This is a genomic window from Bradyrhizobium sp. Kon58 (assembly GCF_055807455.1).
In genome coordinates this window covers 52008-73431 of record NZ_JBVVOT010000022.1, presented here as the reverse complement: position 1 = coordinate 73431, position 21424 = coordinate 52008, and the positions used below count along the sequence as shown (strand labels likewise).

General features: G+C 63.4%; 20 protein-coding genes. 7 read left to right on the top strand and 13 right to left on the bottom strand.

Annotation, left to right across the window (positions count from 1 at the left end; translation table 11 throughout):
• Positions 1–37 precede the first annotated feature (37 nt).
• The gene (locus AC0L20_RS28575) at positions 38–1840 is read left to right on the top strand and encodes a glycoside hydrolase family 15 protein (protein ID WP_473294034.1); all 1803 of its coding nucleotides are present in this window, start codon (positions 38–40) and stop codon (positions 1838–1840) included.
• 194 nt (positions 1841–2034) lie between these two features.
• On the opposite strand, the gene AC0L20_RS28570 is transcribed toward AC0L20_RS28575, so the two are convergent.
• The 7 genes from AC0L20_RS28570 to AC0L20_RS28540 are packed head-to-tail and all read right to left on the bottom strand — an operon-like array spanning position 2035 to position 10074.
• Positions 2035–2529, bottom strand: a complete 495-nt coding sequence (locus AC0L20_RS28570) for a phytanoyl-CoA dioxygenase family protein (RefSeq protein WP_473294033.1) — start codon at positions 2527–2529, stop codon at positions 2035–2037.
• 22 nt (positions 2530–2551) lie between these two features.
• On the bottom strand, positions 2552–3364 hold the full coding sequence (locus AC0L20_RS28565) for an HAD family hydrolase (RefSeq protein WP_473294032.1): 813 nt from the start codon (positions 3362–3364) through the stop codon (positions 2552–2554).
• Between the two features lie 34 nt (positions 3365–3398).
• Positions 3399–3929 (bottom strand): gluconokinase, encoded by a 531-nt coding sequence (locus tag AC0L20_RS28560; protein WP_007595717.1) that lies wholly within the window; start codon positions 3927–3929, stop codon positions 3399–3401.
• Positions 3916–4665: a 6-phosphogluconolactonase gene (gene pgl / locus AC0L20_RS28555; protein WP_473294031.1), complete on the bottom strand. Its 750-nt coding sequence runs from the start codon at positions 4663–4665 to the stop codon at positions 3916–3918. Before pgl ends, AC0L20_RS28560 begins: the two co-directional genes overlap by 14 nt.
• Positions 4662–6173: a glucose-6-phosphate dehydrogenase gene (gene zwf, locus AC0L20_RS28550; protein ID WP_473294030.1), complete on the bottom strand. Its 1512-nt coding sequence runs from the start codon at positions 6171–6173 to the stop codon at positions 4662–4664. The genes pgl and zwf overlap by 4 nt, the downstream gene beginning before the upstream one ends.
• 38 nt (positions 6174–6211) lie before the next feature.
• Positions 6212–7210: a phosphogluconate dehydrogenase (NAD(+)-dependent, decarboxylating) gene (gene gnd, locus AC0L20_RS28545; RefSeq protein WP_473294029.1), complete on the bottom strand. Its 999-nt coding sequence runs from the start codon at positions 7208–7210 to the stop codon at positions 6212–6214.
• A 14-nt stretch (positions 7211–7224) separates the two neighbouring features.
• Entirely contained in the window at positions 7225–10074 is a 2850-nt protein-coding gene (locus AC0L20_RS28540; RefSeq protein WP_473294028.1) for a bifunctional transaldolase/phosoglucose isomerase, read from the bottom strand.
• A 307-nt stretch (positions 10075–10381) separates the two neighbouring features.
• Between AC0L20_RS28540 and AC0L20_RS28535 the strand changes: the two genes are divergently transcribed.
• The 4 genes from AC0L20_RS28535 (at position 10382) to AC0L20_RS28520 (ending at position 16116) form a co-directional block, all read left to right on the top strand.
• On the top strand, positions 10382–11044 hold the full coding sequence (locus AC0L20_RS28535) for a hypothetical protein (protein ID WP_473294027.1): 663 nt from the start codon (positions 10382–10384) through the stop codon (positions 11042–11044).
• Between the two features lie 299 nt (positions 11045–11343).
• Positions 11344–13287, top strand: a complete 1944-nt coding sequence (locus AC0L20_RS28530) for a PrkA family serine protein kinase (protein WP_106945859.1) — start codon at positions 11344–11346, stop codon at positions 13285–13287.
• 19 nt (positions 13288–13306) lie between these two features.
• The gene (locus AC0L20_RS28525; protein WP_473294067.1) at positions 13307–14584 is read left to right on the top strand and encodes a YeaH/YhbH family protein; all 1278 of its coding nucleotides are present in this window, start codon (positions 13307–13309) and stop codon (positions 14582–14584) included.
• Positions 14581–16116 (top strand): SpoVR family protein, encoded by a 1536-nt coding sequence (locus AC0L20_RS28520; protein WP_007613791.1) that lies wholly within the window; start codon positions 14581–14583, stop codon positions 16114–16116. Before AC0L20_RS28525 ends, AC0L20_RS28520 begins: the two co-directional genes overlap by 4 nt.
• A 214-nt stretch (positions 16117–16330) precedes the next feature.
• Here the strand turns inward: AC0L20_RS28520 and AC0L20_RS28515 are convergent, their stop codons facing one another.
• The 6 genes from AC0L20_RS28515 to AC0L20_RS28490 all read right to left on the bottom strand — a co-directional run bounded on the left by AC0L20_RS28515 (position 16331) and on the right by AC0L20_RS28490 (position 19118).
• A complete protein-coding gene (locus tag AC0L20_RS28515; protein WP_473294026.1) occupies positions 16331–16774 on the bottom strand; it encodes a DUF1801 domain-containing protein in 444 nt (147 codons plus the stop codon).
• A gap of 2 nt (positions 16775–16776) precedes the next feature.
• Entirely contained in the window at positions 16777–16995 is a 219-nt protein-coding gene (locus tag AC0L20_RS28510; protein WP_473294025.1) for a hypothetical protein, read from the bottom strand.
• 44 nt (positions 16996–17039) lie between these two features.
• The gene (locus tag AC0L20_RS28505; protein WP_473294024.1) at positions 17040–17471 is read right to left on the bottom strand and encodes an SRPBCC family protein; all 432 of its coding nucleotides are present in this window, start codon (positions 17469–17471) and stop codon (positions 17040–17042) included.
• Positions 17468–17794, bottom strand: coding sequence for an ArsR/SmtB family transcription factor (locus tag AC0L20_RS28500; RefSeq protein ID WP_027570575.1), 327 nt, complete (start codon positions 17792–17794; stop codon positions 17468–17470). The genes AC0L20_RS28505 and AC0L20_RS28500 overlap by 4 nt, the downstream gene beginning before the upstream one ends.
• A 204-nt stretch (positions 17795–17998) precedes the next feature.
• Positions 17999–18460 (bottom strand): DsrE family protein, encoded by a 462-nt coding sequence (locus tag AC0L20_RS28495; RefSeq protein WP_473294023.1) that lies wholly within the window; start codon positions 18458–18460, stop codon positions 17999–18001.
• A 31-nt stretch (positions 18461–18491) separates the two neighbouring features.
• Positions 18492–19118 carry a hypothetical protein gene (locus AC0L20_RS28490; protein ID WP_473294022.1) on the bottom strand — a complete coding sequence of 209 codons (627 nt, stop codon included), beginning with the start codon at positions 19116–19118 and terminating at the stop codon, positions 18492–18494.
• Positions 19119–19426: 308 nt separating this feature from the next.
• Here AC0L20_RS28490 and AC0L20_RS28485 point away from each other — a divergent pair, with 308 nt between their 5' ends.
• Positions 19427–20962, top strand: a complete 1536-nt coding sequence (locus AC0L20_RS28485) for an SUMF1/EgtB/PvdO family nonheme iron enzyme (protein WP_456768301.1) — start codon at positions 19427–19429, stop codon at positions 20960–20962.
• Positions 20963–20979: 17 nt separating this feature from the next.
• Entirely contained in the window at positions 20980–21423 is a 444-nt protein-coding gene (locus AC0L20_RS28480; RefSeq protein ID WP_473294021.1) for a DUF4399 domain-containing protein, read from the top strand.
• The last annotated feature ends 1 nt before the right edge of the window (position 21424 follow it).

The following is a 21424-nucleotide window of genomic DNA, read 5'->3' as shown; positions in this document are numbered from 1 at the left end:
GGGCTCTCCGGACGTCGTTTTCGAGGCTCGCACGACATTGTCTCAGAAAATCGAGGACTATGCGCTGATCGGCGACTGCGAGACCGCGGCGCTGGTCGGTCGCAACGGCTCGATCGACTGGCTATGCTGGCCGGCCTTCGATTCCGATGCCTGCTTTGCAGCCCTCCTCGGCACGCACAAGAACGGCCGCTGGCTGATCGCGCCGAGCGAGGACGTCACCGCGACGTCGCGCCGCTATCGCGGCGACACCCTCATTCTCGAAACGCGCTTTGAGACGAAGAGCGGCACCGTCGCGCTGATCGACTTCATGCCGCCGCGCGGCAAGGCCTCCGACATCGTGCGGCTGGTCCGCGGTGTCAGTGGCACGGTCAAGATGCGGATGGAGCTCGTCATCCGCTTCGGCTTCGGCGTCGACATCCCGTGGGTGCGGCGGATCGACCATTCCCTGCTGGCGGTCGCCGGGCAGGACATGACCGTGCTGCGGACGCCGGCGCAGACCCGCGGCGAGGATCTGACCACGGTTTCCGATTTCGAGGTGAAGGCCGGCGAGACCGTGCCGTTCGTGCTGACCTATGGCCCCTCGCATCTCGAGCCACCCCCGCCGATCGACCCGGAGCTCGCGCTCCAGGAGACGGAAAAATTCTGGCAGGACTGGTGCAGCCACTGTCATCGCGATGGCGACTACCGCGACCTGATCGTGCGCTCGCTGATCACGCTCAAGGCGCTGACCTTCGGTCCGACCGGCGGCATCGTCGCGGCGCCGACCACCTCGTTGCCGGAGAAGCTCGGCGGCGCCAGGAATTGGGACTACCGCTTCTGCTGGCTGCGTGACGCCACCTTCACGCTGCTGGCGCTGATGAACTCGGGCTATACCGAGGAAGCCCTGGCCTGGCACAATTGGCTGTTGCGTGCGGCGGCAGGCTCACCGTCGAACATGCAGATCATGTACGGCATCTGGGGGCAGCGGCGGCTGCTGGAATGGGAAGCCGGTTGGCTCGATGGCTACGAAGGCGCGCAGCCGGTGCGCGTCGGCAATGCCGCGCATGCGCAGCTCCAGCTCGACGTCTACGGCGAACTGATCGACGCCTTCCACCAATCGCGGATGGCCAAGCTCAAGCTCGACGACGAGACGACCTGGGCGCTGGAATGCGCCGTGCTCAAGCATCTCGCCGAGGTCTGGGACCAGCCCGATCATGGCATCTGGGAGCGGCGCGGACAGCCGAAGCACTACGTCTTCTCCAAGGTGATGACCTGGGTCGCCTTCGACCGCGGCATCAAGAGCGCCGAGACCTTCGGGTTCAAGGCGCCCCTGCTGCACTGGCGCACCTTGCGCGAGGCCATTCATCGCGACGTCTGTAACCGGGGCTTCGACGCGGAGGAGAATGCCTTCGTGGAGTCCTACGGCTCGAAGCTGCTTGATGCGAGCGTGCTGCTGCTGCCGGCCGTCGGCTTCCTGGAAGCGTCGGATCCGCGCATTCGCGGCACCATCGCGGCGATGGAAAAGCACATGATGCCTGACGGCTTTGTGTTGCGGCACGATCCGCGCGAAGTGTCCGAGGAGAAGCAGCCGATCGAGGGCGCCTTCCTCGCCTGCACTCTGTGGCTGGCCGATGCCCATGTGCTGGCGGGCGATCTCGACAAGGCGCAGATCCTGTTCGACCGCGTGGTCGGCATCGCCAATGATGTTGGGCTGCTCGCCGAGGAATATGATTCAGGCGCCAAGCGTCAGACCGGCAATTTCCCGCAGGCGCTGACGCATATCGCGCTGGTCAACACCGCGCATAATCTGTCGGCGGCACGGCATGGCAGCGAGAAGCCCGCGATGCAGCGGTCGCAGTAGTGACTCTTGTCCCTAGACTCCGAGCCATTCCAGGCCAGCTGGGAGCTCGCCTGTTGTAAAATCCACCTGAAGCACGCGGCGTTGCATCGGAGTGATGGCCGCGTCCGATGCATGGAGAATGGGTGTCGCATAGAGCCAGATGTCGCCAGCATTGGCCAGGCAGGCGACCGTGCCACAATGCCGCGCGACGTCCTTCACGTCCTGCTCGGAATCCGTCCAAGCTTGTGCGACCCGGGCGCAATCAACAGCGGTGCGTTGGTGTCGGGGATTGTATCGATATGAACCCGCAACGTCACCATGTCCGACAGCAGCGCAAAGGGCGGCTCGACATGCTGCATACCACTCTTGACGCTCCAGGTCTCGAAGCCGTCAACGGCGATGCGTTCCTTCACGGCGATGGTGCGGTCCTGGTGCCAACCGAGCGCCCAATTCGTCGCGGCGGTCTTGTCGAACAGGATGGCTCTGACTGGACGACAGGCTGCTCCGAGCACTGATGCGGCGCAATTTCCGACAGGTCCGCTCGCGGCAAGGAAGGGTGCGAGACCTTCGACGCCTCTCAGCCTCAGCCCGGCGTGATCGGGCGGCAAATGAGACAGGATTTCCTCAAGCTGGTGCAATTGATCGGAGGCCAGCGCTTGCCGGAATAGCTGCGCGCCATCATCGAAAAAAGTTAACTGTTCGAGTCCCAAGTTGCGCACCACAGTCGATCGCTTAGCCCACCTCGTTCCGCTTCAAAATCATCTCCATCGCCTCAGCAAAACCGTCCTGCTCGTTGCTCGCGGTGACGTGGGTGGCCTGCTCCTTGACGTTGTCGGTCGCATTGCCCATCGCGATCGAGGTGCCGCTGACGCGGAACATCGCGAGGTCGTTCTGCATGTCGCCGATGGTGGCGACCGCGTCGGTTGAAATGCCGAGGCGCTTGGCCATGGCTTGCACGAAGGTGCCCTTGTCGAAGCCGGGCGGGGTGATGTCGAGGTAGTAGGTTTGCGAACGCACTGCCATCGCCTCGCTGCCGAGTGCCTGCTGCATCGCCTTCTCGCAACGCTCGAGGCCAGCCGCATCGGCGCTGGCGCCGACGATCTTGCAGGCGCTGGCGAGATACGGCGAGAAATCCGTGACGATGGTCGGATCGGAGCGGATCGTATGCTGCTCGTGAGCGACGTATTGGCCATCAGGCTTGTCGATCAGCCATTTGTCGGTGGTGAACAGCCAGATGTCGGAGCCGAAGTCCCGGAGAATTTGCAGGCTTCGCTCGGCCGCGCTCGCCGGGATCAAATGCTGCTCGACCGGTTTCATTTCGGGATCGACGATCGAGGAGCCGTTGAATGGGCCGACCGGCAGCCAGAGCGCCAGCGGCTCGATCAGGAAACGCATGCCGATCGCGGGGCGGCTCGACGTAATCGTGAAGCCGATGCCGGCCTGGTGCAGACGCTGCACGGCGGACCTCGCGCGGTCGGTCAGCGCCTTGTCCTTGGTCAGCAGCGTGCCGTCGACGTCCGAGACGACGAGCGAGATTTTTGTCATGGCGGTCCCTTGGGTGTTTCTTGGGTGTTTGGCCTCAGCGTTTCGCGCCGCCCAGTTTCAACTGCCGCACCGCGCCGTCCACGATCGCTTCCACGGATTCGTCGATCGAGACAGTGATCACGTGCTCGCCGGCCTCCGGCGGCTCCAGCGTGTTGAACTGGCTCGTCAGCAGGCCGGGCGGCATGAAGTGCCCCTTGCGTTGCGCCAGGCGTGCGGCGATCAGCTCCTTCGTGCCCCTGAGGAAGACGAAACGGACGTCGTCGCGTCCGCGCAGCAGCACGTCCCGATAAGTATGCTTCAGCGCCGAGCAGGCGATGATCACGTGCTCGCCCTTGTCACAGACCCGCGCGATCTCGTCGGCGATGGCGTTGAGCCAGGGCCAGCGATCCTCGTCGGTGAGGGGATGGCCGGCCCGCATCTTCTCGACATTGCTGGCGGGATGAAAGCTGTCGCCGTCCTCGAAGCGCCAGCCGAGGCGCTCGCCCAACGCTTTTGCAACCGTGCTCTTGCCCGAGCCCGACACGCCCATCACGATCAATGCACAAGGTGCTTCAACGCCCGTCACGAATTCCCCCCGGAAGCGCGGCCTGGTCGACCAGCCAGACGGTCTCGCCATTCGAGCGCGCGCGTACAGCCGGCAGAGTCTCGCCATTGAGCAGGCGCGTCAAGATCGGCTGCTTGTCGTGCCCCGCTATCTCGAACAGCATTTCGCGGCAGGACGCCAGCGCGGGCAGGGTGAGCGAGACCCGTGGCACGAAGGGGGCAACATTGGCCTTGAGGACGCCGACCACCCAGCGTTTCGTCTCCTCGATCGCGGGGTAACCCGGGAAGAGCGACGCCGTGTGGCCGTCGGGACCTGCGCCCATCAAGACCATGTCGAACAGCGGCCGCGCCGGATCCAGGCTTTCCGCGCCATAGAAAGCCTGCAGCTCGCGCGCATAGGCCTCGGCGCTCTGATCGGGGGTGTCAGCCGTCGTCGGGATCGGGTGAACATGGCCGGAGGGCGCGTTGCGATCGAGAAAGGTCGCGCGGGCAACCGCCATATTGTTGAGGGGGTCGCTTTCGGGCACGAAGCGCTCGTCACCGATGAACCAGTGCACGCGCTCCCACGGGATTTTTTCGCGCCAGGCCTCGCTGCCCAGCAGATGGTAGAGCTTCTTCGGGCTGGAGCCGCCGGTCAGGCAGATCGCGATGCGCCCGGGATTGTCGGCGATTCGCGCCATCACCCGCTCGGCCGCGGCCCGCGCGAGAGCCTCGGCGTCGGCCGCGACGATGAGCTTCGGCTGTCCGGCCGCCGTCACGAAAACTTGCGCCAGCTTCGGCCGTCGCGGCGGAGCAATTCATCGGCGCAGGCGGGGCCGTCGCTGCCGGCTTGATAGGTCTCGATGCCGTTGCTGCCCGCGTTCTTCCAGGCGTCCAGGAACGGCTGCACCGCCTGCCATCCGGCTTCGATGCCGTCGGCGCGCTGGAACAGGATGTTGTCGCCGATCATGCAGTCGTAGATCAGCGTCTCGTAGCCGGTCGAGGGATCGGCCCGGAAATAGTCGCCATAGCGGAACTTCATCTCGACGCCGTCGATGGTGACGCTCGGCCCCGGGATCTTGGCGTTGAACTGGAGCTCGATGGTCTCGGTCGGCGCGATGCCGATCGTGAGGAAGTTCTGGGAGAGGCGATCGACAGCGGTGCCTGAGAACATCGACAACGGTGCCTGCTTGAACTTGATCGCGACCTCGGTGCGCTTGTGGCCGAGCGCCTTGCCGGTGCGCAAATAGAACGGCACGCCGGCCCAGCGCCAATTGTCGATCATCAGTTTCAGCGCGACAAAGGTCTCGGTGGTGCTGCCGGGTTTGACGTCCTCGGTCTTTCGATAGTCCGGGATCTCATCGTCGCCGATTCGCCCCGAGAGATATTGGGCGCGCACCGAACTCTTCAGCGCTTCTTCCTCGCTCGGGCGCTGAATCGAGGTCAGAATCTCGGCCTTCTCGGAGCGCACCGAATGGGCGTCGAAACGCGCCGGCGGCTCCATCGCGACCAGCGACATCAGCTGAAACAGATGGTTCGGCACCATGTCGCGCAGCGCGCCGGTGGCATCGTAGAAGCCGCCGCGATGGCCGACGCCGAGCTTTTCCTCCACCGTGATCTGGATGTGGTCGATATGGTTGCGATTCCAGATCGGCTCGAACATGCCGTTGGCAAAGCGCAGCACCAGGATGTTCTGCACCGTCTCCTTGCCGAGATAGTGATCGATCCGGTAGATCTGGTGCTCGTCCATGATCTTCAGCAGCTCGCCATTCAGCGCTCGCGCCGAGGCGAGGTCGGTGCCGAACGGCTTTTCGATCACCAGCCGGCGCCACGCGCCGTTCTCCTTCATCATTCCGGTGCGGCCGAGCTCGCGCGCGGTCGGCGCGAACGCAGCCGGCGGGGTCGCGAGGTAGAACAGCCGGTTGCCGCCGGTGTCCTGCGCGCATTCCAGAGAATCCAGATGCTCGCGCAGGCGATCAAAGGATGGCGGATCCTTTGCGTCGGCTTCGACGAAGGTCACGCATTCCAGCAGCTTCTTGGCAATGTCGTCGTCCACCGGACGGGTCGCGAACTGGCGCAAGCCCTTCAACAGGCTGTCGCGCAGCTCGTCGTCCGACTGGCTCCGGCGGGCGACGCCGACCACGCAAAACTTTTCCGGTAACAGATGCTCGGCCGCAAGATTGTAGAGCGATGGCATCACCAGCCGATGGGTGAGGTCGCCGGTGACACCAAAGATGACGAAGGCGCAATTTTCCGGCTTGCGCTTGGCTTGCAGGTCTTTTGTCACGAACTATTGGCCTTCGCTTGTTACGTTTTACTTCCGAGCTATTTGGGCTTCGAAGCAGCCGACTGCTTCGGCTCCTTGTGGCCGCCGAAGCCGGCTCGCATCGCTGAGAGAATTTTCTCCGCGAAGGTGTGTTCCTTGCGCGAACGGAAACGTGCGAACAGCGCCGCGGTCAGGACTTCGGCCGGCACGGCCTCGTCGATTGCGGCGTTCACGGTCCAGCGTCCTTCGCCGGAATCCTCGACGAAACCGGAATATTCCGTCAACGCCGGGCTGTCGGCGAGTGCCGTCGAGGTGAGATCGAGCAGCCAGGACGGGATCACGCTGCCGCGCCGCCACACTTCGGCAATATCGGCGAGATCGAAATCGTAACGATGATCCGCCGGCAAGGCCTCGATGTTGGCGTTCTTGAGGATGTCAAAACCTTCGGCGTAGGCCTGCATCAGGCCGTATTCGATGCCGTTGTGGATCATCTTGACGAAATGCCCGGCGCCGACGGGGCCGGCATGGATGTAGCCCTGCTCGATGCGGGGATCGCGGCCCTCACGTCCCTCCGTGCGCGGAATGCCGCCGGCGCCGGGCGCGAGCGCGGCGAAGATCGGATCGAGTCGATCGACCACCTGTTTCTCGCCGCCGATCATCATGCAATAGCCGCGCTCGAGGCCCCAGACGCCGCCGGAGGTGCCGACGTCGACATAGTGGATGCCGCGCTCCTTCAGCGCCTTGCCGCGGCGGACGTCGTCCTGCCAGAACGTGTTGCCGCCGTCGATGATGACGTCGCCTTCCTGCATGGCACCCGCGATCGTGTCGATCGTGGTCTCGGTGATGTGGCCGGCCGGCAGCATCACCCAGGCCGTGCGCGGCCGCTCCAGTTTCGCAATGAACTCTTCGAGCGTCGCCGAGCCTGTCGCGCCGTCTGCGGCAAGGCCCGCGACGGCCTTGGCGTCCTTGTCGTAGACCACCGTCGAATGTCCGTGGCGCATCAGCCGTCGAACGATGTTGCCGCCCATCCGGCCGAGGCCGATCATGCCGAGTTGCATTTGAGGAATTCCCCTTAGTTCAGTGCGTCGTTGAGCGCCGCATTGAGCGCCGCGAGACCCTTCTTGAGCCCACCCTTCAGGTGGACCCGCAGCGCGCGCCGGCCGCGCTCGGTAAGCACGTCGAAGTCGCCGCGCGCCTGCGCGGCCTTGATGACGCCGAAGCTGGCCTTCTGGCCCGGCACCGGCAAGTCCTTGGCATCGTCGGCGGTGATCTGGAGGAACACGCCGCTGTCGGGCCCGCCCTTGTAGGCCTGCCCGGTGGAGTGCAGGAAACGCGGTCCGAACTCGGCGCAGGTTGCGACATGTCGCTTCTCGCGCACTTCGAGCCGCATGGCCTGGAGCGCGTCGATCGTCGCCTTGTCGCGCGCGATGTAGCCGAGCAGGGCGACATAATCGCCATGCTTGGAGCGCGACAGATGCGCCTTCAGCCATGAGGTGAGGTCGCCGTTGGCGCCGGCGGCGCGCAGGGCCGCGGCATTGGTCTCGTCGGTGTAGAGATCGGCCTCGGTGGTGCTGACCACCGGCCGTTCGGCCGGCAGCGCGCCGGTCTTTTCGAACGAGGCGGTGAGCTCCCGGGTCTTGATCTTGGCCGCTTCCACGTCCGGCTGGTCGAACGGGTTGATGCCGAGGATGCTGCCCGCCACCGCCGTTGCCATCTCGAAGCGGAAGAACTCCTGGCCGAGATGGTCGATCGACTTCATCACGATGCGCACGACGGGGTGGCCGGCCGCTTCGATCGCAGCCAGCTGCGAGTCATGGGCGGCGTCTGCTTCGCCCTCGATACGGATGTCGATGAAGAGCCGGTCATTGCCGTAGACCGCGGGCTCGCCCAGCGGCTCGCCGTCGATCGGGATCAGGCCCTTGCCGTCCTTGCCGGTCGATTCTGCGATGAGCTGCTCGGCCCAGGCGCCGAAATCGGCGATCTTCTTCGACGACAGGATCGTCACCTTGTCGCGGCCTTCAAGCGCTGCATGGCCCATGGCAAGGCCGAGCTGCACGCCGGGGTTCTCACTTGGCGGCACGTCCGGTCCGCAGGAGCGGGCCATCGCAAGCGCGTGCTTGACGAAGGTCTTGATATCGATGCCCGCGGTTGCCGCCGGCACCAGCCCGAAAGGCGAGAGCACCGAGTAGCGTCCGCCGATGGAGGGCTCGCCGTGGAAGATGCGCGCGTAGTTCAGCGTCTTCGCCGCCTTCTCCAGCGACGATCCGGGATCGGTGACCGCAATGAAGCGATGGCCGGTCTTGACCTTCGGCCCGACCGCCTGCGCGACGCGCTCGTGGAAATAATCCTTCATCGCATTCGGTTCGGTGGTGCCACCGGACTTGCTGGAGACGATGAACACGGTGTTGGCGATGTCGATCCTGGCCTCCATCGCCCGCACCTGGGCCGGATCGGTGGAATCCAGCACGTGCAGCTTCGGGAACCCGGGCTTCTTGCCGAAGGTCTCTGCCAGCACCTCCGGCCCGAGGCTTGATCCGCCCATGCCGAGCACGACGGCGTCGGAGAATTTCTGGCCTTTCACGCGGCTGGCATAGTCCTCATAGTCGGCGACGTCGGCCTTGGCGGCGCTGTCGAGCCAGCCGAGCCATTTATCCTCGTCGGTGCCGGTCCAGACCGACTTGTCGCGCTGCCAAAGCCGGCGGATCTTTGCCGACGCGCGCCATTCCTCGGTGCTCTTGGCCACGGCCTTGCCGAGACCGTCGCCGAGCGAGAGAAGCTGGCGGTCGATCGCGGGCCCAAGCACGGTGGCGCGCTTGTGGGCGACCGCGCCATAGAGCTTGTCGGCGGCATCGGCGAACTGCTTGACGCCGTCCTTGACGAGCTCCTCGGTGATGGCATCGAGCGAGACGCCGGAGCGCTCCAGCTCTTCCAGCACGCGCCTGGCGTCGTCGACATTCTCTTCCAGGCTGTCGCGCGGCGTGCCATGGTCGCGGAACGCATCCAGTGTCGCCGGCGGCACGGTGTTGATGGTGTCGGGGCCGATCAATTCCTCGACATAGAGGACGTCGCTGTAATCCTTGTTCTTGGTGCCGGTCGAGGCCCACAGCATGCGCTGCGGCTTGGCGCCCTTGGCCGCGAGCTTGTCCCAGCGGGGACCTGAGAACAGGCGCTTGTAATCCTGGTAGGCGACCTTCGCATTGGCGATCGCGACCTTGCCCTTCAGCGCGGCGAGCCGTTCCTTCTCGCTTGGGTCGTTGGCGCGGGCGATCTTCTCGTCGAGCTGCTTGTCGACCACCGAGTCGATGCGGCTGACGAAAAAGCTCGCCACGCTCGCCACGTGCGAGGGGTCGCCGCCACCTGCGACGTATGTCTCCAGACCGGCGAGATAGGCCTCGGCAACCTGCAGATAGACGTCCCTGGAGAACAGCAGCGTGATGTTGATGCTGATGCCGTCGCCGATCAGGGTCTCGATCGCCGGCAGGCCCTCAGGCGTTGCCGGCACCTTCACCATCAGGTTCTTGCGGTTGACGTCCTTCCAGAGCCGCCGCGCCTCTGTGACCGTTTCACCGGTGTCCATCGCCAGATAGGGCGAGACTTCCAGGCTGACATAGCCGTCGCCGCCCTTGAGGCGGTCGTAGACCGGGCGCAGCACGTCGGCGGCGTTCTGGATGTCCTCGACCGCGACGGCCTCGAACAGGTCGGCGACCGACCGATCGCCGCGCTTCAATGCCTTGCCGATCGGCGCGTCGTATTCGTCCGAGCTGCCGATCGCTTTTTCGAAGATCGAGGGGTTGGAGGTGACGCCCTTGACGCCGTCGGTGTCGATCAGCCGCTTCAGGTCGCCCTTGGCGATGAAGCCGCGGGCCAGGAAGTCCAGCCAGACGGCTTGTCCGTGCTTTTCCAGTTCTTTGACGGGATTCATGATGCTAATTTATCTCCAAGCCTGCGGGCGAGGGGTTTCCGCGCCGGTCCTGACGCGCTATCCTCTAGCTTACATGCATCCTTGAGGGAACCAATCAAGGGTATGGGCGTCATATCCTCCAGTGTAACTCCGTCGCGGTCATGGCGATCCGCGTAGAGGGAGCCGAGTTGCGTAAAAGGTCGTTGGCCGTGAGAAATCGGCCTGGTCTCGTTGCGTAACGTCAGCTGCCTCGGCTCGTCGCTAGTGGCTGCGCGGAGTACTCATCAGCGGATTCCGGTCCGCCTGATGCGTCGTGGCTCGGTCGCGAATGGCCATGCTGGGGGAAAGCATGCAAGCACATCATGACCGTCTGGCGCTCGCTGTCACAGACAGTCCGCAATCGGCCCCGTCGACCGGAAGCGTCGATGCGTCCCATGATCTCGAAATCGGTCCATGTACGACCCAAACCCGGCTGCTGGTCGTAGCGGGCTTCGCCACGACGCTGCTCAGCGCGACACTCGCCTTGGGCTGGTGGGATGCTTTTGGCGATTACGACACGACGGTCGGCTCTGCTGGCGTGATGGTGTTCGCCCTGATGACCGGTCGGCTGATCTGGATGCTCCCCGCCGAACGGGGATCGGTGGTGATCGTCACCCCCTATGGCATCCGCGATCTCCGCATCGGCAATGAATTTCTGCTGTGGGACTCGATCGCGGAGATTTCGGCTGAAGAACGCCGCGGGCGCAAGGTGATCGTGCTGACGCCGACGCCGGCCTTGCAGCGGCAGCTCTGCACCATCCGCGGCTTGGCCCGTTGTGCGCAGGACGATCGGCAGAACGACCGCATCGTCATCCAGTCGGAGGGCCTGGCGACCGATTTTGATACACTGCTGCGCGCTTGCCGCGACTGTCACGCCGCCGGCGGTCCACGCACCGCAATGCAGCAGGAAGATGAACGCGGCACCCAAGGCTTCGCCGTACAAGCGTCATAAGATCGCCGTTCGCAGATCGCTATGATGGGGCGCCGGATGAACGCATCCCCGGTAACGCCCGGATGTTGCGAGCGAGTGACATTTTCTGGAAATGAGCCAATATAGACAAAGATTCGCTCAAATATCAGGCAGGTGCCTGTTCGTAACTCACCCTGTGCCTACGTTGTGCGTTGCGCCGAGAAGGCGCCCGGGTGTCGAATGATCGTCATGTGCTCACGCTGATTCGAGAGTGGCGCTAAGGAACGGTCCGGTCGCTGCTTTCGTTCAATTGTGTAGCGGAACTCACGCGGAGAGGGATCATGTACAACGATTCTCTATTCAACGCTTTCGCTAAGTCGTTCGAGGCGAGAAGCCAACACGACATGTCGATGGCGGAATATCTGGAATCGTGTCGAAGCGATCCCATGAAATACGCGAACGCGGCCGAACGACTGCTAGCAGCGATCGGTGAGCCCCAGACGATTGACACGGCCAAGGACCCACGCCTTGGCCGTATTTTTTTGAACCGCACGATCCGCACCTATCCGGCCTTCGCCGGCTTCTACGGCATGGAAGAAACCATCGAGCGCATCGTCGGTTTCTTCCGTCACGCGGCGCAGGGCCTCGAAGAGCGCAAGCAGATCCTGTATCTGCTCGGTCCAGTCGGCGGCGGCAAATCCTCGCTCGCCGAGCGGCTCAAGTCGCTGATGGAAGTGCACCCGATCTACGTGCTCAAGGCCGGCGACGAGCTCTCGCCCGTGTTCGAAAGCCCGCTCAGCCTGTTCGATCCGGATCAGCTCGGCCCGATGCTGGAAGAGAAATACGGCATTCCGCGCCGCCGTCTCACCGGCCTGATGAGCCCATGGTGCTACAAGCGGCTGGAAGCCTTTGGCGGCGACATTTCCCAGTTTCGGGTCGCAAAGATCCAGCCGTCGCGGCTGCGCCAGATCGGCATCGCCAAGACCGAGCCGGGTGACGAGAACAACCAGGACATCTCCTCGCTGGTCGGCAAGGTCGATATCCGCAAGCTCGAAACCTACGCGCAGAATGATCCCGACGCCTACAGCTATTCCGGCGGCCTCAACCGCGCCAACCAGGGCGTGCTCGAGTTCGTCGAGATGTTCAAGGCGCCGATCAAGATGCTGCACCCGCTGCTCACCGCGACGCAGGAAGGCAACTACATCGGCACCGAGAACATCGGCGCGATTCCGTTCACCGGCGTCATCCTCGCGCACTCCAACGAAGCCGAGTGGTCGAGCTTCAAGGCCAACAAGAACAACGAGGCCTTCATCGACCGCATCTGCGTGATCAAGGTGCCTTATTGCCTGCGGATCACGGAAGAGCAGAAGATCTACGAGAAGCTGATCCAGGGCTCCGAGCTCGCGGCCGCGCCTTGCGCGCCCTCGACGCTGGAGACGCTGGCGCGGTTCTCGGTGATGTCGCGGCTGCGCAAGCACGAAAATTCCACGACCTACGCCAAGATGAGGGTCTACGACGGCGAGAGCCTGAAGGAGACCGATCCGAAGGCGCGCAGCGTCCAGGAATATCGCGATGCCGCCGGCGTCGACGAGGGCATGGACGGTGTCTCCACCCGCTTTGCCTTCAAGATCCTGGCTGCGACCTTCAACCACGATCCGCAGGAAGTCGCCGCCGACGCCGTGCATCTGATGTACGCGCTGGAGCAATCGATCAAGCGCGAGCAGCTGCCCGAGGAAGTCGAGAAGCGCTACCTCGAATTCATCAAGGCGGACCTTGCACCGCGTTATGCCGAGTTCATCGGAAACGAGATCCAGAAGGCTTATCTCGAATCCTACTCGGATTACGGCCAGAACCTGTTCGACCGCTACGTCGACTACGCCGATGCCTGGATCGAGGACCAGGATTTCAAGGACGCCGACACCGGCCAGCTGCTTGATCGCGAGCTCTTGAACCAGGAGCTGACCAAGATCGAGAAGCCGGCGGGCATCGCCAACCCGAAGGATTTCCGCAACGAGGTGGTCAAATTCTCGTTACGGTCGCGCGCCCAGAACGGCGGCAAGAATCCGACCTGGATCTCCTACGAGAAGATTCGCGATGTGATCGAAAAGCGGATATTCTCCCAGGTCGAGGACCTGCTTCCGGTCATCTCCTTCGGGTCGAAGAAGGACGGCGAGACGGAGAAGAAGCACGGCGAGTTCGTCGCACGCATGGTGGAGCGCGGCTACACCGAGCGTCAGGTTCGCCGGCTCGTCGAATGGTACATGCGCGTGAAGCAGGCCGGTTGAGGCGGATGGAAAAGTGCCGATTCACATTATTGACAGGCGCCTGAATCCAGGCGGCAAGAGTCTCGAGAACCGGCAGCGGTTCTTGCGTCGGGCCAAATCCCTGGTGCAGGGCGCCGTCAAGAAGACCTCGCAGGAACGCGACATCAAGGACGTCCTGGAGGGTGGCGAGGTCACGATTCCGCTCGACGGCATGCACGAGCCGCGTTTCCGCCGCGACGGCGGAACGCGCGACATGGTGTTGCCCGGCAACAAGAAGTTCATCGAGGGCGACTATCTCCAGCGCTCCGGCCAGGGCAGCGCCAAGGATTCCGGTCCGGGCGAAGGCGACAGCGAGGACGCCTTCCGCTTCGTGCTCAGCCGCGACGAATTCGTCGATCTCTTCCTCGATGATCTCGAGCTTCCCGATCTCGCCAAACGCAAGATCGCGCAGACCGAGAGCGAGGGCATCCAGCGCGCCGGCTACACCACGTCGGGCTCGCCATCCAACATCTCGGTGAGCCGGACGGTTCGGCGCGCAATGGCGCGCCGTATCGCGCTCAAGCGTCCCAGCAAGGAGGAGATCGAGGAGCTCGAAGCCGCCATCGCCGCATGCGCGGATGAGGACGAGCGTCTGCTGCTGCTGGCCCAGCTCGAAAAACTGAAGGCGAAGTCCAAGCGCATTCCCTTCATCGATCCGATCGACATCCGCTACCGCCGCTTCGAGACCGTGCCCAAGCCCGTTGCCCAGGCCGTGATGTTCTGCCTGATGGACGTGTCGGGCTCGATGTCCGAGCACATGAAGGATCTCGCCAAGCGCTTCTACATGCTGCTCTACGTGTTCCTGAAGCGCCGCTACAAGCATGTCGACATCGTCTTCATCCGCCACACCGATCGCGCCGAGGAGGTGGACGAGCAGACCTTCTTCTACGGCCCGGCTTCCGGCGGCACGCTGGTCTCCAGCGCGCTGCAGGCCATGCACGAGATCGTGCGCGAACGCTTCAGCCCGTCGGACTGGAATATCTACGCTGCGCAAGCCTCCGACGGCGACAATTCCTATTCCGACGGCGAGCTCGCGGGCATGCTGCTGACCGACAAGATCCTGCCGGTCTGCCAGTTCTTCGCCTATCTCGAGGTCGGCGAGTCCGGCGGCAGTGCCTTCGATCTGTCCGACTCCTCGCTCTGGACCCTCTACGAGCGCCTGCGCAACAGCGGCGCACCGCTCTCGATGCGCAAGGTCAGCGAGCGTAGCGAGATTTTTCCGGTGTTCCACGATCTGTTTCAGCGCCGCGACACTGCCCAGGAGAAAGCCGCTCCATGACGGAACGCTTGTTCGAAGGCGCCGATTGGGATTTTCACACCTTGCAGCGCATCACGGATGCCTGCGAGGAGGTGGCGACGAAAGATCTCGGGCTCGACGTCTATCCGAACCAGATCGAGGTCATCACCGCCGAGCAGATGCTGGACGCCTATTCGTCCGTCGGCATGCCGCTGTTCTACAAGCACTGGTCGTTCGGAAAGCACTTTGCGTATCACGAGGCCTCATACCGCAAGGGCCTCATGGGTCTCGCCTATGAGATCGTGATCAACTCCTCGCCCTGCATCTCCTACCTGATGGAGGAGAACACGGCGACGATGCAGACCCTGGTGATCGCGCACGCCGCCTTCGGCCACAACCACTTCTTCAAGAACAACTATCTCTTCAAGCAGTGGACCGACGCCGACGGCATCCTGGACTATCTGGATTTCGCCAAGAACTACGTCATGCAATGCGAGGATCGCTACGGCCGCGTCGAGGTCGAGCGCACCCTTGATGCCGCGCATGCGCTGATGTCGCATGGGATCGACCGCTATCCCGGCAAGAAAAAGCTCGATCTGCGCGCCGAAGAGAAGCGGGCAGGGCGCCGCCGTCAGCATGAGGAGGAGGTCTTCAACGACCTCTGGCGTACCGTGCCGGCGGGAAAGAGCAAGACCCGGTCCGCGCTCAGCATCGAACGGCGCCGCAAGCTGCTCGGCCTGCCGCAGGAGAACCTGCTGTATTTTCTCGAGAAGAGCGCGCCGCGGCTGGCGCCCTGGCAGCGCGAGCTGTTGCGCATCGTCCGCCACATCGCGCAATATTTCTATCCGCAGAGCCAGACCAAGGTGATGAACGAGGGGACGGCGACTTACGTCCACTATCGCATCATGACCAAGCTGCATCAGCAGGGCCGCATCAGCGACGGCAATTTCCTCGAATTCCTGCAGTCGCACACCAACGTCGTGTTCCAGCCCGAATTCGACGACCAGCGCTTTTCCGGCTTCAATCCCTATGCGCTCGGCTTCGCCATGATGCAGGACATCGAGCGCATCGTCACAAGGCCGGAAGACGAGGACCGCGAATGGTTCCCGGACATCGCCGGCAAGAACGACGTGATGGGCGTGCTGCGCGACGTCTGGGCCAACTACCGCGACGAAAGCTTCATCGCCCAGTTCCTAAGTCCGAAGCTGATGCGGCACCTCCGCATGTTCCACCTGCATGACGACCCCGAGGAACGTGCCGGCATCCGGGTCGATGCCATTCACGACGAGCGCGGCTTCCGCCGCGTCCGCCGCGAGCTGGCACGGCAGCACGATGTCGGCTACATCGACGCGAATATCGAGGTGGTCGACGTCGATCTCTCCGGCGACCGGCGCCTGATCCTGCATCACCATGTCATCAAGGGCGCGCAGCTCAACGAGACCGACGCCAAGCGCGTGCTCCAGCATCTGGCCGATCTCTGGACCTACGACGTCGCACTGATCGAGGTCGACGCCAACGACAAGGTGCTGCGCGAATATGTCGTGAGCCCGCGCCCGATCTCGGCGGTGGCCTGAGGGCGGCTGACTATTCGGAGCAATACGGCGAGATGCGCATTGATGTGCCCTCGCCCCTTGTGGGAGAGGGCGGCGACGCCGGGAGACACAAGCTCACTGCGGTGAGGGGTATCTCTCCACATTTCCGTGTCGATAAAGACCCCTCATCCGGCGCTTCGCGCCACCTTCTCCCACAAGGGGAGAAGGAAAGCGTTCGTGGCCCACAACGGCTGTTCTATCCGGAACGTTTGGCCGGCTGCTTCTTGGCTTTCGACGCATTCAGCTCTACCGCCGCGCGGATCAGCGCCTTCAACGCCTTCTCGTTGATCTTTTCGCCTTCGCGAATATCGATCGCGCGGCGCACGTTGCCGTCGAGGCTCGAGTTGAACAGGCCGGCGGGATCCTCCAGCGCCGCGCCCTTGGCAAACGTCAACTTCACCACGGCCTTGTAGGTCTCGCCGGTGCAGATGATGCCGTCGTGCTCCCACACCGGCACGCCGCGCCATTTCCATTCCTCGACGATTTCAGGGTCGGCGTCCTTGATCAGGCCGCGGATTCGCCCGAGCATCTCGCCGCGCCAGTCGCCGAGCTCCTTGATCCTGCCGTCGATCATCCTGGAGGGCGAAGCGCCATCCGTCTTCGTCGCGCTGCTGTTTTTCGCGGTCACGGCCTTCTTCATGTTCACGCCTCTTGTCGGGCGCCGCGGCGGCGGCCGAGATATGGCTGCGCGAACATATAGAGCCCGGTCGCGAGCAACGGGATCAGTGGGACCAGCGCGAGGAAGCCGATCCAGATGGCCTGGAGCTGCATGGTCATGGCGACGATGTTGGCGATGACGGCAAGCGTGAAAGCGATCGACAGCCAGCGATGGATCTGCCGAATCCACATGTTTCCGGTCAATGAAACCTCCTCTTGAGATGATCGAATGAAGGCCGGTGGCCGAGCTAATCTGCCCGCGCCAGCAGCTCGTCCAGCTTGGCGAAAAACTGCTTCCAGCCGGCATGCGCGCCGCCGAAAGCCTGCTTCTGCGTCGGGCTGAAGCCGGCTTGCTCGACACGCAGATGCGTGCCTGCGCCCGTCGGGGTCAGCGTGAAGGTCACGACGCTCTTGAGATCGAACGCCGCATCGTCATGCGAGAAATTCCAGGTGTAGGCGAGCGTCTTCTGCGGCTCGATGGTGAGGACCTCGCAGTCCAGCACGCCGCCCCACTCGCCGCGAAGGTTGAAGCGGTGGCCCACGTTCGGCTTGAAGTCGTTCTTCATCAGCCATTCCTCGATCAGATGCGGCTGCGTCAGCGCGCGCCAGATCCGCTCTGCCGGAAAGGCAAATTCGCGCTCGACGACGACAGATCGGGTTTCGGCCGCGGATTCGTTCATTGGTCCATCCTCTTCAGGAGATCGTCGAGCGCGTCGAGCCGGTTCTGCCAGAACCCGGCCATCTGGCTGGTCCAGTCGATCAGCGGATTGAGCGCGCCGGGCTGGGCGCTGTAATGCGTCTGCCGCCCTTGATGCCGGTCGCGCACGAGGCCAGCCTGCTTCAGCGCGCCGAGATGTTTTGAGACCGCCGGCTGGGAAACGCCCGACAGTGCCGTCAGAGCCCCGACCGTCTGTTCGCCCTCGCGGCACAAGCGCTCGAAGATCGCCCGACGGGTGGGGTCGGCGAGCGTCCTGAACAGAAGGTCGTGGGCGGCGACGGGCATATAATCCATAACTTGTAAGTTATGGATGTACTCATAACCGTGGAGTTATGGGTAAGTCAAGAGGTTGTCTCGCCCGGCGGCGCCCCACGTTTCCGTCATTGCGAGCGAAGCGAAGCAATCCAGAATCTTTCCGCGGAGGGACTCTGGATTGCTTCGTCGCGAGGGCTCCTCGCAATGACGGCGGGAAGGCTGCGCAAGCGGCCCCTACGGCCGCAGATAGAGATAACCCTGCGACTGGAGCTCGGCCAAACGGACCACGCCGCCCTTCTCCGCGCTGACGAAGCCCGGCAGGAGATCCGTGAGCGTGACGTTCTGCGCCTTCATCGTGTTGCCGCAGGCGGCAAGCTCGACGCCATCCTTGGAGAAATCGCCGACGCGCTTGCTGATGTCAGGGTTGGCCTGCGCCCAGTGAAACGCCTTCAGCGCCGGCCCGTGGATCACCAGCGCGATCGTCACATGCTCGGGGCCGCCGACGCCGTCGATGTGGTTCTGGATGTTGCCGAGCACGAAATTGACCTTCTCGGCATCGCTCAAATGATAGACCACCTTCAGCTTGTTGCCCGCGCCGGCTTCGGTCGCGGCCTCGGTCGCGGCCTTGGCGCTAGAGGCGCCAAGCGCCGCGCCCAGGCCTGAGATGGCGCTCCACAACATGTTCCGGCGGTTCATGACGATCTCCCTCGATTGCGCCGGACACATATCATTTGTGGCGGAGCGCGGCGAGTTCCTTGCGGTCGGTCACGAGCGAGGCGCATTCCTTATTGTCCGTTCGATCCAGGCGGAAAATCCCGTCATCGGCCCCGGCGACCAGCGACAGTTCGGCATCCTCATCCGGCTTGTTGTTCTGCCAGACTCTGACCCGCGCCAGCCGCACGATCGCCGATTTGTCGTCCTTTGAGAGCGCGACGCCGATGCCGCCGCCCTCGCAGTCGACGCCGCAACCGAGGCGGATCTCGGTGCCGTCCTTGGTCAACACGGTGTGATGACAGGAGCCGCTGGAGTCGAAATCGCCGGAGCGGTGACGATATCTGAAGCCGAGGCGGAAGGCGTTATGGAGCTGCTTGTCTTCGGTGTCCAATTCCGCCGAGATCAGCAGCTTCATCGAGGCGACCTTCTGCTTCGGATGGCGCGCCAGATGCTCGGCATCATAGCGCCGCACGAAGCAGGCATAGGCCTTGTTGCCGGGTGCGCCCGCATACATGCGCGCGTTGAAGGTCTCGGCCTCGGCCTCGGCCTTGCTGGCCTCACGGATATCGTCGGCCTCCTCGGCGTAAGCAGCGCCGCCGAGCGCGGTAAGGAAGACGGCAGCAACGAGAGAAAGCTTCATGATGATGGCCTCGCGTGCAGCGGCTGAGCTGTACGCTGTAGACGCGGCCCGGGTGCGACGCGTTCAACGTCCGCACATCTGACAGGATCATCGCTGGGCGGAGCCAGGTGATCAGTTCCACGCCGGGCTTTAGTCATCGGTGGGGTCATGAAGGTTCATTCGACGTGACCCCTTCGCCTTTCGGAACCTGACGCCCTGCGGTTCTTCCGACATTGCCCGACTTCATCGATGTGATAGCCTTCACAGACGATCGCCTCTGGCGGTTGTAGGCTGGGGGCCTGCCTTGTAAGTTTGTGGAGTCCCCCGCGATGGGCGAAATTCGCAACTTCAGATCCGGGAATGACGAGCCGCCCACGCACGGCCCGATGCCTCGTCGTCTCGCGGCCATCATTGTCGGTGACATCGCTTCCTACAGCCGCCTGATGCAGGCCGACGAGGAGGGCACGCACGTCCGCGTCAAGCGGATCGAGCGGGATCTCATCCAGCCCAGCATCGTCGAACACCATGGAAATCTGGTGAAGACGACGGGCGATGGCTTCATCGCGATCTTCGACAGTCCGGTCGAGGCCGTGCGATGCAGCATCGTCATCCAGCAGAATCTCATCGGCCGCAACGCCTCGCTTCCGAAGGAGACGAGGATCGAGTACCGGATTGGTGTCAATCTCGGTGACGTCATCGTGGAGCCGGATGACGTCTACGGCGATGGTGTCAACATCGCGACGCGCATCGAGGGCATCGCCGAGCCAGGCCAGGTCTTTATCTCCGGCGCGATCTACGAGCAGATCAAGCACAAGGTCGTGTGCGGTTACGAGTCGCTCGGGGACCGCAAAGTCAAGAACATCACCGATCCCGTGCGCGTCTATAAAGTGCTGCCGGATGCAGACGCGGTCGGCAGGACGCGGGGACGGCGCGAGAATGCTCTGATCTTTCTCCTGGGAATCACGCTGTCGGTGATGGCCGCCGGCGTGCTGTGGTATCTGCTGGCTCAGGCGCCGGGCAGGGTGGGCGAGCAGGCCGCCGTCACTACCGTTTCTCCTAACGCTTCTTCTGCCGCATCGCCAAGCCCGCAGCCTCTGCGCGAAGCCGCGCCGCAGACGCCGCAGCCTTCTCCTTCGTCGGCTTCGTTACCTCCGTCGCCCGCTCCAGCGCCAACTCAATCGACAACTGCCGTCCGCGAACCCGAGATGGTCGCCATTCGCGGCGGCAGCTTTGCGATGGGAAGCAATGACGACCCGACCGAGCGTCCTGTCCATCAGGTGACGGTCAGACCGTTCTCGATCGGCAAATATCCGGTGACCGTGCAGGAATGGAACGAGTGCGCCGCTGCAAAGGCGTGCGGCTTCACGGCGATCGGCAAGGACGATGCACCGGTCAGCAATGTGAGCTGGACCGACGCGCAGCAATATGCGGCCTATCTCGCGCAGGCGACGAAGAAGACCTATCGGCTTCCGAGCGAAGCCGAATGGGAATATGCCGCGCGTGGCGGAACGCAGACCAAATATTGGTGGGGCGACAAGCTGCAGCCGGGCATGGCCGGTTGCAAGGATTGCGGTGATCTCGCGGCCGAGCAACCGGCGAAGGTCGGCAGCTTCAGGCCGAATCCGTTCGGGCTCCACGACATGGGCGGCGGCGTCGATCAGTGGGTCGAGGACTGCTGGCACAAAACCTATCAGGGCGCGCCCGGTGACGGCTCGGCATGGAGCAGCGGGGACTGCAGCGCTCATGTCCTGCGCTCGGGCTCCTGGAAGAACGATTCGAGATATGTGCGGCCGTCCAACCGCGACGGCTACGACACCAATGTTCGTTATCCCACGCACGGATTCCGCGTGGCGCTCAGTCCCTAAGTGGTGGAGTTGGTTTGATGCAGATATTTCGTTGCGTCGCGCTGGCGGCGGCGCTTGCATTGCTCCCGGCGGTAGCTTTCTCGCAAGGCAAGACCGCGCCCAAGGACGCAAAGCTCTATTTCATCACCCCGCATGACGGGCAGAAGGTCCGCGGCGGATTCTGGGTCCGGTTCGGCTTGCGCAACATGGGAGTGACCCATGCCGGCGACGAGTATCAGAACGCCGGTCATCATCATTTGCTGATTGACGTCAATGACCCCATCGATCCCAAGGAGCCGATCCTGCAGGACAAGTCGCATCTGCATTTCGGGGCGGGGCAGACCGAAACGCTGCTCGAGCTTCCGCCCGGAACGCACACGCTTCAACTCGTGCTGGGCGATGCCAGGCACTATCCGTTCGAGCCGCCCATCGTGTCGGAGAAGATCACCATACGCGTCAGGCAGCCCGCCACGGCACGGTAGC